This is a genomic window from Allobosea sp. BK604, assembly GCF_004341515.1.
In the GTDB taxonomy this organism is placed as follows: Bacteria; Pseudomonadota; Alphaproteobacteria; order Rhizobiales; family Beijerinckiaceae; genus Allobosea.
In genome coordinates, this window is the sequence record NZ_SLZF01000005.1 from 521291 (window position 1) to 534152 (window position 12862).

14 protein-coding genes are annotated in these 12862 nt (G+C 64.7%); 8 read left to right on the forward strand and 6 right to left on the reverse strand.

Annotated features, from left to right (window positions below; translation table 11 throughout):
• The first annotated feature begins 72 nt into the window (after positions 1-72).
• Together EV560_RS18340 and EV560_RS18345 are read left to right on the forward strand one after the other, a co-directional pair.
• Positions 73-312, forward strand: coding sequence for a DUF2171 domain-containing protein (locus tag EV560_RS18340; protein WP_131857206.1), 240 nt, complete (start codon positions 73-75; stop codon positions 310-312).
• A 12-nt stretch (positions 313-324) separates the two neighbouring features.
• Entirely contained in the window at positions 325-849 is a 525-nt protein-coding gene (locus EV560_RS18345) for an MgtC/SapB family protein (RefSeq protein ID WP_131857207.1), read from the forward strand.
• Between the two features lie 114 nt (positions 850-963).
• On the opposite strand, the gene EV560_RS18350 is transcribed toward EV560_RS18345, so the two are convergent.
• Positions 964-1578 carry an NIPSNAP family protein gene (locus EV560_RS18350; RefSeq protein ID WP_131857208.1) on the reverse strand — a complete coding sequence of 205 codons (615 nt, stop codon included), beginning with the start codon at positions 1576-1578 and terminating at the stop codon, positions 964-966.
• Between the two features lie 48 nt (positions 1579-1626).
• On the reverse strand, positions 1627-2523 hold the full coding sequence (locus EV560_RS18355) for an SMP-30/gluconolactonase/LRE family protein (protein ID WP_131857209.1): 897 nt from the start codon (positions 2521-2523) through the stop codon (positions 1627-1629).
• Positions 2524-2666: 143 nt separating this feature from the next.
• Here EV560_RS18355 and EV560_RS18360 point away from each other — a divergent pair, with 143 nt between their 5' ends.
• A complete protein-coding gene (locus tag EV560_RS18360; protein WP_248312116.1) occupies positions 2667-3782 on the forward strand; it encodes a LacI family DNA-binding transcriptional regulator in 1116 nt (371 codons plus the stop codon).
• Between the two features lie 48 nt (positions 3783-3830).
• Here the strand turns inward: EV560_RS18360 and EV560_RS18365 are convergent, their stop codons facing one another.
• The 3 genes from EV560_RS18365 to EV560_RS18375 are packed head-to-tail and all read right to left on the reverse strand — an operon-like array spanning position 3831 to position 6169.
• Positions 3831-4667, reverse strand: coding sequence for a fumarylacetoacetate hydrolase family protein (locus EV560_RS18365; RefSeq protein WP_131857210.1), 837 nt, complete (start codon positions 4665-4667; stop codon positions 3831-3833).
• Between the two features lie 8 nt (positions 4668-4675).
• A complete protein-coding gene (locus tag EV560_RS18370) occupies positions 4676-5092 on the reverse strand; it encodes a nuclear transport factor 2 family protein (RefSeq protein ID WP_165923529.1) in 417 nt (138 codons plus the stop codon).
• A gap of 60 nt (positions 5093-5152) precedes the next feature.
• Positions 5153-6169: an Ldh family oxidoreductase gene (locus EV560_RS18375; protein ID WP_131857212.1), complete on the reverse strand. Its 1017-nt coding sequence runs from the start codon at positions 6167-6169 to the stop codon at positions 5153-5155.
• A 492-nt stretch (positions 6170-6661) separates the two neighbouring features.
• On the opposite strand from EV560_RS18375, the gene EV560_RS18380 reads away from it, so the two are divergent.
• The 5 genes from EV560_RS18380 to EV560_RS18400 all read left to right on the forward strand — a co-directional run bounded on the left by EV560_RS18380 (position 6662) and on the right by EV560_RS18400 (position 10813).
• Positions 6662-7330 carry an amino acid ABC transporter permease gene (locus EV560_RS18380; protein ID WP_207908064.1) on the forward strand — a complete coding sequence of 223 codons (669 nt, stop codon included), beginning with the start codon at positions 6662-6664 and terminating at the stop codon, positions 7328-7330.
• 6 nt (positions 7331-7336) lie between these two features.
• Positions 7337-7984 carry an amino acid ABC transporter permease gene (locus EV560_RS18385; RefSeq protein WP_131857214.1) on the forward strand — a complete coding sequence of 216 codons (648 nt, stop codon included), beginning with the start codon at positions 7337-7339 and terminating at the stop codon, positions 7982-7984.
• Between the two features lie 44 nt (positions 7985-8028).
• On the forward strand, positions 8029-8844 hold the full coding sequence (locus EV560_RS18390) for a transporter substrate-binding domain-containing protein (RefSeq protein ID WP_131857215.1): 816 nt from the start codon (positions 8029-8031) through the stop codon (positions 8842-8844).
• 104 nt (positions 8845-8948) lie between these two features.
• Positions 8949-9827 carry an MBL fold metallo-hydrolase gene (locus tag EV560_RS18395; RefSeq protein WP_131857216.1) on the forward strand — a complete coding sequence of 293 codons (879 nt, stop codon included), beginning with the start codon at positions 8949-8951 and terminating at the stop codon, positions 9825-9827.
• Between the two features lie 23 nt (positions 9828-9850).
• The gene (locus tag EV560_RS18400) at positions 9851-10813 is read left to right on the forward strand and encodes a D-2-hydroxyacid dehydrogenase family protein (protein WP_131857217.1); all 963 of its coding nucleotides are present in this window, start codon (positions 9851-9853) and stop codon (positions 10811-10813) included.
• Between the two features lie 443 nt (positions 10814-11256).
• Here the strand turns inward: EV560_RS18400 and EV560_RS18405 are convergent, their stop codons facing one another.
• Positions 11257-12804: an aldehyde dehydrogenase family protein gene (locus tag EV560_RS18405; RefSeq protein WP_207908057.1), complete on the reverse strand. Its 1548-nt coding sequence runs from the start codon at positions 12802-12804 to the stop codon at positions 11257-11259.
• Positions 12805-12862: the final 58 nt, after the last annotated feature.

Genomic DNA, 12862 nt, shown 5'->3' on the forward strand with positions numbered 1-12862 from the left:
GTTCCGCCGCGCGCTGGCGAACGAAAGCGATGGCCGCGCGTTCAAATGCCATCCAAATCCAAGGAGGCATCAGTGATGGATATGAACCAGATCCGAGAGCACATGGAGGTCAAGTCCTCCGATGGTGAGCACGTCGGGACGGTCGACCGCTTGGAAGGCAGCGAGATCAAGCTGACGAAGAACGACCGCGCCGCTCATGGCGGGCACCATCACTTCATTCCGACCGACTGGATCGACCATATCGACGCGCACGTCCATCTCAGCAAGACCAGCCAGGACGTTAAGGCGCATTGGCAACACGGCACCGCCTGAGCCCGAACGGCGATGGACTTTGATATCTGGAGCGAGATCGACCTGACCCTGAGGCTGCTCGCCGGCACGGCTGCCGGCGTCGTCGTGGGTTGGGAGCGTACGCTGAAGCAAAGCGCGGCAGGCATCCGGACCTTCGGCCTGGTCGGCCTCGGCACGGCTGCGGCTGCGGGGATTTTTGGCGACCCCGGGCAGATCGATGCGGCCAGCCGCGTGGTGCAGGGCGTGCTGACCGGCATCGGCTTTCTGGGCGCGGGCGTCATCATCCTGCGCGAGAAGGACCAGACGCCGCGCGGCCTGACCACCGCAGCGGCGATCTGGATCACGGCCGCACTCGGCTGCGCTGCAGGGCTCGGCGACTGGCAGATCGTCCTGACAGCGACGACGCTGGCGCTCGTGCTGCTGGCGGTCAACCATTCGATCGAGCGCTGGGCCGGCCGGGACGAGGAGCCGACGGCGGCCGAGCCCGACGCGGCAGAGGCTGCGCATCCCCATGGCGGGACGCAGGCACGTCCCTCGTCCGTTGAGGAACCGGCCTGACGCAACCCATGCCATTCACGCCGCGTCCCTCGACACGGCGATCGCCACTTCAACCCGCCGGCTTCCGGGGCGCCTTGCTGCAGCCAGTCAGAGCGCTGCGGAGGAGAGCGCCGGTCACTGGAGCGGAGAAATCTCCGTCGGCAGATAGACCTCGGACACCATGGCCGGCGTCAGCGTGTGCGGCGCGCTTCGTGGCGGCCAGACGCTTTGCCGCAGGGCCTCCGCTCGAATATCCATGCGCTCGTTCCAGCCTGGATAAGCCCAGATATGCGTGAAGCGCGGCGCGCCATCGAGCGCGTACATGGCAATGACCAGGGGCGAGAGTTTGGTCCGCTTCGGCAGCATCTCGCTCCATGCCTCGAGCGTCTCGGGCAGGCCGGCCGTCTTCAGGATGTAGGAGCGGAACTCGTAGATCGGCCCGATCTGCCCGGCCGGCACCGGCGGCAGGTTGGGGAAAGGCGCGTGCGACTCCATCGAAAGCCCGAGAAGATATTGGCCGCAACCGAAGGGGTTGCTGCTCAGCAAGCCTCGCTGCCTCTCGCTGTCGAGATCCGCCCGCGTCGCGAATTCGCGCAGCACGATCAACCGGTTCTGCGGACCGAATTCCGAACGCCAGCAACCGACGAGCTTCCCGCGAGCATCACTGGTGGTGAGATAGGCTTCTACGCCCGGCACGGCCAGCAACGTGTGGCTGACGGAGGTGGTGAGGGTCGCGACTTCATAGAACATGCGCCATTCCTTCGCTGCTCGGATGATGCGCCTGCGTGAATTTGCGGATCACCCGGCGAAATGGGGTTCGGGACAGCCGGCGACGCCGGTCGCGATCGAAAACAGCGCTCCTGCCAGCGGTTGCCTTGCGAGCTCGTCCGCCGAGAGGCGCTGGAATGCCGAGGTGATGAACAGCGTATCAAGCGCCTCGCCGCCGAAGCCGCAGCTCGTCGGCTGGGAGACCGGAACCGGCACGACGCGATCGACGCTTCCGTCCGGCGCGTAGCGCGTGACGACGCCACCACCATATTGCGCGCTCCACAGGAAGCCTTCGGCATCGATATTCGCGCCATCCGGAATCCCGGTTCCCTGAGGCAGGCGAGCAAAAACCCGCCGCTCGCCCAGAACGCCCGATCGCGTGTCGAACGGAAAGGCCCAGATCACAGGCTCGATCCCATCAGCAAAATACATCGTGCCGCCATCGAGCGACCACGAGAGACTGTTGGGCACTGCGATGCCTTCGAGGACCGCGGTATAGCCGCCGGCTTCGAAACGGTAGAGCGTGCCGACCGGCCCGCGCCCGACATCATCCATCGAGCCGACCCAGAAGCGGCCCTGGCGATCGCATTTGGCATCGTTGAACCGCATCTGCGGCTTGTCCGCATGCGGAGCGGGCACCGGCTCCAGCCGCCCCGTCACCGTATCGAACAGTGCCACCGAACTGCGCAACGCGACGAGCAGGCCCTGCCCATCCCTGCACAGGGCGATGCTGCCGACGAGTTCGGGCATCGTCCAGCTTTCGGTCCGGCCCGTCCGCCAGTCGCGGCGGCGGATCAGCGGACCGCGCACATCGATCCAGTACAGCGCCTGTTCGGCGATCGACCACACCGGACATTCACCGAGAATATCCTGCGTTTCGCCGACCCTTTCGAGATTGCCAGCCAGCCGCTTGTCGGCACCGTCCATGCCCGTTTCCTCGCCACGTTCCCTCGAATTATATTATCTGGTAATATTATCAGCGGAGGATAGCGCGACAACGCCTAATGTGACGCGCAGCCGAAGTTTCGATGCTGCGTCGCGGGAGGTCGGGTTTTCGGCGGCAAAGGCCCGTGCTAACCCGCGCTACGCCGCCGCCTACCGGAATTTTCGCTCATCAGGACGGTTCTTTGCCTGTAAAATCCCGCCTGCCGCGCCCAACCATGTCGGATATCGCCCGCCTCGCCGGCGTGTCGCAATCATGCGTGTCGCTTGTTCTCAACGAAGTCGAAGGCGCCCGCCTGTCCGACGCGACGCGGGAACGGGTTCGCGCCGCCGCCGCCAGTATCGGCTACAAGCTGCAGGAACGTCGGGACAGCCAGCACGCCGCCGGCGCTTCCAATCGGCGCGGCGTCATTGCCTATATCGTCGACGAGATCTCGATCAGTCCCCATCCCGTGCTGCATGTCGATGGCGCCCGCGATGCCGCTTGGCAGGCAGGGCTGATGTTGCAGACCTATGTGACGCGGTCGAACAAGGACCTGGAAGCGGAGGTCCTCGCGACAATCGGGCATAATCCCGATTTGATCGGCGTCATCTACGCCGCGAGCTACACCAGGGAAGCCGATCTCCCGGCTGGGCTGGGACAGCATCCGGTCGTCCTGCTGAACTGCTACACGAGCGAGAAGCGATTTCCGACCATCCTTCCCGGCGAAGTCGCCGGCGGCTTCTCCGCGACCGAGCACCTGATCGCCCATGGTCATCGCCGGATCGGCCATATCGGCGGCGAGCCCTGGATGGATGCAGCACGTGACCGCCAGAAGGGCTATCGCGAGGCCCTTGCCACCCATGATATCGCCTTCGATCCGGCGCTGGTCGAGGATGGCGACTGGACGCTGACCACCGGATACGAACTCGGCCTCAGGCTGCTCAAGCTGCCGAACCGGCCGACCGCCATCTTCTGCGCCAATGACGTGATGGCGATCGGTTGCGCCAATGCCGCGCGAGACCTCGACCTGGCCATCCCCGCCGACCTCTCATTGATCGGCTACAACGATATCGAACTCAGCCGCCATACGCGCCCGCCACTCTCCAGCTGCAGGGTGCCGAACTACGACATGGGCCAGCGCGCGGTCGATCTGCTGGTGGACATGGCGCTGCACGCCAGGCCGCCCCGGTCGTTGCTGATCAAGATGGAATGCTCGGTCATCGGCCGCGGATCGGTGCAGGAACTCGAAACCGCCGGATGATGTCCTGGCTCATCGGACCGGATACGAGATCCGGTGCGATGATCGAGCCTATCGCTCGGCGATGACCGGGTTCCTGAGCAGACCGATGCCGGAAATCTCGACTTCGATCATGTCGCCGGGCTTCAGCCAGAGCGGCGGCTTGCGCGCAAAGCCGACACCCTCCGGTGTGCCCGTCGAGATGATGTCGCCCGGCACAAGCTCGGTGAAGCCCGAGATATAGGCGATGATGTGCGGGATATCGAAGATCAGGTCATCGGTCTTCGTGCGCTGGACTTCGACGCCGTTCAAGGTCGTGGTGAGCGTCAACGCCGTCGGGTCCGGGATTTCGTCGGCGGTGACGAACCACGGCCCGATGCTTCCCGTGCCGGAAAAATTCTTGCCCACGCTCAGGCCGTGATCGAACTGGTAGTCACGGATGCTGCCTTCCTGCAGGCAGGTATAGCCGGCAATATGGGCGTAGGCATCGCGCCGGTCGATATGACGTCCGGGCTTGCCGATCACCAGAGCCAGCTCTCCCTCGAAATCGAACTGATCGGAGAGCCTGGGGCGGATCAGCGGCTGCCCCGGATCGACGAAGGAGCGGTGCAGGCGCAGGAAGGTGCTCGGTGTCTTGGGAAGGACGCTGTTGCCCTCGGCGACATGCCCTTTGTAGTTGCGGCCGATGCAGATGATTTTTTCGCTGTCGGGCAGCGGCACCGTGAGCGCGATGTCGGACAGTCCGAGCGTCGGCTTCGCGTCCGCCAGATCGAGACCTGCCAGCGCATCATGCGCGATCGCGGCACGCAGCGTCGGAAATCCCAGGCGCGCCTTCAGGTCGACAATGCCGTCGCCGACGATGGCGCCATAGCTTGCTTCGCCATTGGCGACGTAGCTTGCGATTTTCACGATGACTCCTATTTCCGAAAGCGGGGATCGGCGCGCATGTCCTCAATGCGCCAGGCATCGCCGACCAGCACGCAGCGGCATTCGTAGAGGCCAATCGAGCGGGGCAAATCGAGCGGACTTGGCGTGCCGGCGACGACCGGCCCGTCATGGCGAAAGGCGACCATATAGAACTTCGCCGTCGCCGCGGTTTCGGTCACATCGGCCAACTGGAAATTCGTCACCAGATGCGCCGTTCTGACATCGTTTCCCCGGGCCGCCATGGCAGCGAGTATGGCTTGCCTGTCGGTCAGGATCTCGCCTTGCCGGTGCCATCGGCCACCGGGAGCCATGCGGTCAGCCAGGTCTTCGAAGGCCCCGGTGTCGAGATCCAGGAAGAAACCCAGGACCAGGCCTTCTATGGCGTCACGTGATGCCAGGGCGCTCACATCAATACCCCTCATTGTCAGGAATGGCTGTCAGGAAGAGCTGGGCGGCCGCAGCGGCGATCAGAGGGCTCCCGGAAGGGCAGTCCCCGATTTCTCACCGATCTCGGCCAGCTTCTGGTGCAGCGCCGGATCGAGCGGAACGCCGTTGCGCGCCGCGTCGGCACATTTTTCGGCCGCAAGCTGACCTGGATAGCGCGCGTCCCGAGCAGAACCCTCATAATGCTCCAGCCAGGCCGCGAGATCGCCATCGAACATCGTCTGGGCCAAGGCCGCTTCCGGATCGATCACGATCAGGAACCCGCCGAACAGGCCGCCGCCCCAGACCGGCCGGGTTGCCGTGAGGCTGCCGGCCAGGAGTTCGACCATCATCGCCAGGCCGATGCCCTTGAAGCCGCCCGAGGGCAGCAACATGCCCGCGATCGCCTCGCGGGCATCGGTCGTCGGCGCGCCGTTCTTGTCGACGGCCCAGCCTTCGGGGATCGGCTCTCCCCTCGCCGCCGGCCCGAACAGCTTGCCGAAGGCCGCCTCGCTGGTCGACACGTCGAATACGATCGGCGCCCTGCCGGATACAGGTGCGGCAAACGAAATCGGGTTGTTGCCGATCGCGCGCCGCTCGGCGCCGGGCAGCGACATCAGCGGCGGCCCGTTCTGCATCAGGATCGCGATCATGCCGCTTTGCGCAGCGATGCGTGTGAAATAGCCGAGCGCGCCGAGGTGCCCCGATTGCGAGATGGCCGCAGCTGCCAGGCCCTGCTGCTTCGCCCTCACTATCGCCGCATCGAGCGCCCGCATCGTCGCCACCTGTCCGAGCGCACGATCGGCGTCAACGCGCAAGAGAGCGCCCTGCCCTTCGATGGCAATGTTCGGCCGCGGATTGGTGACGCCGCGCTCGAGCATTCCGAGATAGAACGGCACCTGCGCAACGCCATGCGTGGAGATGCCGTGCATATCCGTATCGACCAGCGCCTCGGCGACGATCGCTGAATCGCTATCGGGCAATCCGGATTGGACGAAGACCGAGGCGACCCAGCGCTTCAGGTCGGCGGCTCCCAGCCTGATCCGATGCTCATTCGCCATATCGTATCGTCCTGACGCCTAGGTTGGAGCCTCGACCAGACCTGTCGCGCCGTGCGGATCCGGCGCCGGACACTATCATGGCAGCAGCTCGGCTGTAGTTGATAATATTATCACATTCTATGATCAAGAGCGGCGACCGAGACCGTTCTCACCCGCCATTCATCGACGCCTCAAACTAGAGGAAAATCGCATTATTTCAATGGGTTTTCACCGGAAGGATCGACACTCCCAGCTGAAGTGCGACCGGATCGAAACCCGATCAGCTCGCTTGCTGGCTGATAATTATTCTGCAAATATGATCGCATCGAAGCGCGCACAGAACGCGCTGCCACGGGAGGAAGGCGCAATGAGGAGGAAGGTCCCTGCACCGGGGCCGGCCGCGACCCGCCGGGCGCGCGCCGCCGGCCGATCGCCGTCACCAGCATTGCCGGCATCCGCCTGCGCTTTCGCACCGCAATCTGGGGCCGGGTCAGACCCAGCGCCCGCGCCTTGATCTATCGTTTCGACTTCAGCGCCGTCTGGCAGGCGTGGCCGGAGCTGCTGGAAGGCGTGCGGCAGACATTGCTCCTGTCCGGCTGCGCCATGGTGTTCGGCATGATCCTCGCCGTCCTGGGCGCGCTCGGAAAATCATGGGGACCGTGGCCCGTCCGGCTGCTGGTCAGTGCTTATGTCGAGGTCATCCGCAACACGCCGTTCCCGATCCAGCTCTTCATGATCTTCTTCGGCTTGCCGGTCCTCAATATCCGGCTCTCGCCGGATGTGACCGCCCTGCTGGCGCTGACGCTGAACTTCGCTGCCTATGGCGTCGAGATCGTGCGGGCGGGGCTGGAAAGCATTCCGAAGGGCCAGATCGAGGCGGGCCGTGCGCTCGGATTGAAGCGCCTGCAGATTTTCCGGCTTGTCGTGCTGAAGCCTGCGATCAAGGCGATCTACCCGGCGCTGACCAGCCAGTTCATCCTGCTGATGCTCTATTCCAGCGTCTGCTCGACCATCGCTGCGACCGAACTGACGGGCGCTGCGGGCGATATCGTGTCCCGGACGTTCCGCAGCTTCGAGGTCTATTTCGCGGTGACAGTGATCTATCTGGCAATGTCCGTATTCTTCTGGACATTGTTCGATGCGATCGAGCGCCGCTACCTCGCCTACCCTGGCCGGAGGTAGCCGGCCATGCGCGAACTCGGACCGGACGAGATCCTCTATATCGTCTTTGCGGTGCGCTGGACGTTCCTGCTGTCCCTCATCGCGCTGGTCGGCAGCTTCGCCGGCGGCTTGCCGATCGCGCTGGCGCGGACCAGCGAGTTCGCCAGCCTGCGCCTGATCACGAAGGGCTTCGTCCGGATATTCCAGGGCACGCCGCTGCTCATGCAGCTTTTCCTCGCCTTCTTCGTGCCGAGCCTGTTCGGCTGGAACGTCAGCGCGCTGACCGCGGCGGCCATCGGGCTTTCGCTCAATGGCAGCGCCTTTCTCGGCGAGATCTGGCGTGGCTGCATCGAGAATGTGCCGAAGGGCCAGTCGGAAGCCGCCACGGCCCTCGGCCTGAACTATCCGCAACGCATGTTTCTCGTCGTTCTGCCGCAGGCGGTCCGCATCGCCATACCGCCGACGATCGGCTTCCTCGTGCAGCTGATCAAAGGGACTTCGCTCGCCGCCATCATCGGCTTCATCGAAGTGACGCGGGCGGCACAGGAAATCAACAACATGACGTTCCGGCCCTTTGCCATCTTCGGGCTGGTCGGCGCGATCTATTTCGTCATCTGCTGGCCGCTGTCCCTGTACAGCGCCCATATGGAGAAAAGGCTGCTGGCCGGCGCATGACCGGGTTCCGGCCTGAGCCCAATAATCAACGGGAGGGAAGAGCAATGTCCAAGGTTAGAAATGCCATCTGCGGATCGTTTGCGGCGATCCTCGCCGCGTTCGCCATGTTCAGCTTCGCCGATACGGCCCAGGCGCTGACGCCGGCCGAGATCAAGGCCAAGGGCACGCTGGTCGTCGGCGTGCTGACGGATTTTCCACCCTATAACGGCCTCGACAAGGATCAGAAGCCGGCAGGCTACGACAATGACGTCGCCAAGCTGCTGGCGGACGAACTTGGCGTGAAGCTGGAAATGGTGCCGGTGACCGGGCCAAACCGCATCCCCTATCTGCTGACCAATCGCGTCGACGTCCTCGTCGCGGCGCTGGGCATCAACGCGGAACGCGCCAAGCAGGTCTCGTTCTCCAACCCCTATAGCGCGCTCGACATCATGGTGATGGGTCCGAAGGACAAGGCCGTGAAGGGGCCGGAAGACCTGCCCAAGTTCACGGTCGGCGTCACGCGGGCCGGCAGTCAGGACACGTTTCTGACGGCGGTCGCACCCAAGGCGACGACGATCCGCCGCTTCGATTCGGACGCCATCTCGATGCAGGCGCTGATTTCCGCCCAGGTCGAGCTCATCGGCGCGAGCAATATCCACCTCTGGATTCTCAACCGCGACCATCCGCAGCTCAATATCGAACGGAAATTTGCGCTGAGCAGCCAGGGCAACGGCATCGGCATCCGCAAGGACGATACGGAGCTGCTGGCCTTCGCCAATACGTTCGTCGCCAAGATCCTCGCCAACGGCCAGTTGAACGAGATCAACCAGCGCTGGTTCGGGACACCACTCGCGCCGCTGCCGGCCATGCCGAAGCTTTAACGCACCGGCTCGAGCCAGATCATCGGGTCCGATGACCTGGCGTGTCAGGCGGCCGGTTCGGCCGGCCGCCTTTTCATCTCATCGACGATTGCAGGGACGACATCATGATTGCCGCGCCGACAGACCAGATTCGCGGGATATATCATCGCAGGATCGGCGATATCGTCGTCACTGCGATCAGCGACGGCTTCGTCAACGGCAGCTACGCGATGCTCCGCGACATCGACGAGCAGAACGCCGAACGCCTGCTGACAGAGGCGTTCGTTCCCGCCCCGCCACGCATTTCCGTCAATTGCTTCGTGATCCATTCGGCAGGACGGGTCGGGCTGATCGATACGGGCTGCGGCGTCAGCATGGGGGATCAACTGGGCAAATTGCCCGAGAATCTGTCCCATTGCGGGATCGACAGTGCTGCGATCGACACGGTGATGCTGACGCATATGCATCCCGATCACTCGAACGGACTGACCGCGCCGGACGGAACCGCCCATTTTGCCAATGCCGAGCTCGTGGTCTCCGAGACCGACGTCAAGCACTGGCACGACGATTCGGCGATGAGCATCGCCAGCCCGCGCCATCAGGACCGGTTCTTCAAGGGTGCGCGCGAGCAGATCGTGCCCTATCTGAACCGCCGCCGCGATAGCCGCGGCGAGGTGTTTCCCGGCGTCACGGCCTTGCCGCTGCCGGGCCATACACCGGGCCATACCGGCTATATGATCCAGTCCGGGGGCGAGCAGCTGCTGGTCTGGGGTGACATTTTCCACATACCTGACATCCAGGTGCCGCACCCGGAGGTCCATGTCGAACCCGACAGCGATCATCGCCAGGCTGTCGAGACGCGCCGCCGCGCCTTCGACATGGCCGCCACCGACAGATTGCTGGTGGCCGGCATGCATATGCACTTCCCCGGCTTCCTGCACATCACCGGCAATGCGGCCAAGGGTTATCGCTTGCACAAGGAAGCCTGGGTCCAAGCCTTCTGACTTGGGTCCGGCAGGAGATCTCCATGACCAAATTGCGCTGCGCCGTGCTCGACGACTACCAGAATGTCGCGCTCTCCCTGGCGGACTGGCAGTCCTGCGGCGAGACGATCGAGCTGTCTGTTTTCAACCATGGGCTCGGCGACGCCGCAGAGGTGATCGAGGCGCTCAAAGATTTCGATATTGTCTGCCTGATGCGCGAGCGCACGCCCTTCCCCCGCGCCGTGATCGAGGCGCTGCCGAAACTGAAGCTGATCGTCACCACCGGGCTGCGCAATGCGGCCATCGACGTGGCGGCGGCGAAGGAGCGCGGCGTGCTCGTCTGCGGCACGCAATCGGCGGCGCATCCCACGGCGGAACTCGTCTTCGCCCATCTGCTCGAGCTCTGCCGCAAGGTCGGTCAGGAGAACGCACGGCTGAAGGCGGGAACAGCCTGGCAGTCGACGCTCGGGATCGATCTCAACGGCAAGACGCTCGGCATTATCGGCCTGGGCCGGCTCGGCCAGCAGGTCGCCCGCATCGGCGCGGCCTTCGGCATGAAGACCATCGCCTGGAGCCAGAACCTGACTCCGGACGCATGTGAAAAGCTCGGCGTGGCCTATGCGAGCAAGGAGGCGTTGTTCGAGGCCGCCGATGTCATCTCCATCCATGTCCAGCTCAGCGCCCGCACGGAAGGGCTGATCGGCGCTGGCGAACTGGCGCTGATGAAGCCGAGTGCCTTCCTGATCAACACCTCGCGCGGACCGATCATCGACGAGGCTGCACTCATCGAGGCCCTGCGCGAAGGCCGCATTGCCGGTGCCGGCCTCGACGTCTTCGATGTCGAGCCGCTGCCGCTCGATCACCCCTATCGCTCCCTCGATCGCGTGCAGATTTCGCCGCATCTCGGCTATGTCACCGAAGGCAATTATCGCCTGAGCTACGGTCAGATCGTCGAGGCTATCCGCGCTTTCGTAGCGGGCAGTCCCGTGAGAGTGATCGAGCCGTGATGGCAGCGCCCGGCGCCGCCGGATCGGCGAGGCCGGCGCCGCAATGGTCGTCAGCGGCTGCGCGACGTCAGCAGGTCACGCCACGAGCGCACCTGCTGGCGCTGCGTCGGGCCGGAGTTCTGAGGCAAGCTCCATTCGCAGTGCGGCGCATGCCCGGTCCGCATGCTTCGCGGACCTGGATGACAATCCCGTCCGGCTGTTGGGAGGGTACCGGCGGCATGGCCTGCGCCGACGACGCCAGGACGAGTCCGAAGGCAACCGCAAATAACCTGATCATTGTTGCTCTCCCGTTGAAGTCGCCGAAAGCAGAGTTGCTGTTTCAGGTCGCGCATCAGCCCAAATCCGGGCTCGGAGGTGCTTGATCCAGGCCGATGAGCGTAGTCCGTCGTGACGGGTTATACAAACGGCGTTTTGGCCGGATCAGCGCCGGCAGCACGAGCGCTTCATTGGACCGGCGGCGGCAGTGCGATGTTGACGTTGACCGTCTTCGTCACGGTGAAGCTGTCGAGCATGCCTTCGAGCGACATCTCGCGCCCGATCCCGCTTTGCTTGACGCCGCCATAGGGCTGGCCGAGCACCTGGCCACCGCCTTGATTGACCTGGACCCAGCCCGCCTCCACGGCGTGCGCGGTGCGCAGCGCCCGGGCGATCTCGCGCGACCAGACATAGGCGGCCAGGCCGTAATGGGTCGCATTCGCCATTCGGACCACCTCGGCTTCGTCGCGCCAGGGGATTGCGACCAGGACCGGGCCGAAGATCTCCTCGCGCGCCAGCCGCCAATCGTTCGACCCGGCCGCAAAGATCGTCGGGATCGCGAAATAGCCGGTCGCGAGCGGGCCCTCGCCCGGCGGCAGCCCTCCGGTCACAAGCCGAGCGTCGGGCCGGCGAAGCCCCTCCTCGATATAGCCGCAGACTTTCTTGAACTGGCGCTCGTTGATGATCGCGCCGATATCGGTCGCCTCGTCCAGCGGGTCTCCGATCTTGAGCGCCTCCAGCCTGGCGACGAGCTTGGCGAGGAACGTCTCGAAAATATCCGCATGCACGAACAGGCGCGATCCGGCCGTGCATGACTGGCTCTGGCGCGTGAAGCGCATCGCGGCGATGACGCCCTCGACGACCCAGTCCTCGTCGGCATCGGGAAAGACGATGGACGGGCTCTTGCCGCCGAGCTCGAGCGAGACGGGGACCACCCGGTCGGCCGCCGCGCGCATGATCGCCTTGCCCACCGCGGTCGAGCCGGTGAAGCTCAGCTTGCGGATCTGCGGATGAGCAGCGAGCGGCTCGCCGCATTCCACACCATAGCCGGTGAGGACGTTGACCACGCCCGGCGGCAGATGCGCCTGGCAGATCTCCGCGATCATCAGCACCGCCAAGGGGGCATCCTCGGCCGCCTTCAGGACGAACGTATTGCCAGCACAGATGGCGGGCGCGATCTTGAGCGAGGCGAGCTGGGCCGGGGCATTCCACGGCACGATCGCGCCGACGATGCCGATCGGCTCGCGTCTGGTGTAACTGAGCATCGCCTCGCCGAGGGGAAGGGTCATGCCCTTCAGCTCGCCGGCGAGGCCACCGAAATAGCGGAAGACATCGGCAACCCATTTCGCCTCGCCGCGCGCCTGCGTCCTGATCGCATTGCCGGTTTCGCTGGCGATGAGCCGCGCCAGCTCCTCCTGGCGCGCTTCGAGGACCTCGGCGATGGCCAGGCAGGCCCGCCCGCGCTCCCGCGGCGCAATCCGCGCCCAGGCCGCGCCCGCGGCGCCCGCCGCGGCGACTGCGCGATCGACGTCGACGGCCGCGCCACGCGGCACCTCCCCGAGCGCCTCCTTCCGGGCCGGGTTCTCGACCATGATGGTTTGGCCTGAAGCGGCGTCGCACCACTCTCCGCCGATCAGCATCCGGCGTCTGAGCAGGCGCGATCCTGACTGGGCCGAACCGTTTTCGCCGGAGGGACCCACTGCGCCGAACTGGTCTTTGCTCTGAAGCGTTGTCATCGGACGGGTCTCCGACGTCAGCCAAGGCGCTTTGATCATATTCTGCTTCCAGAGCCGA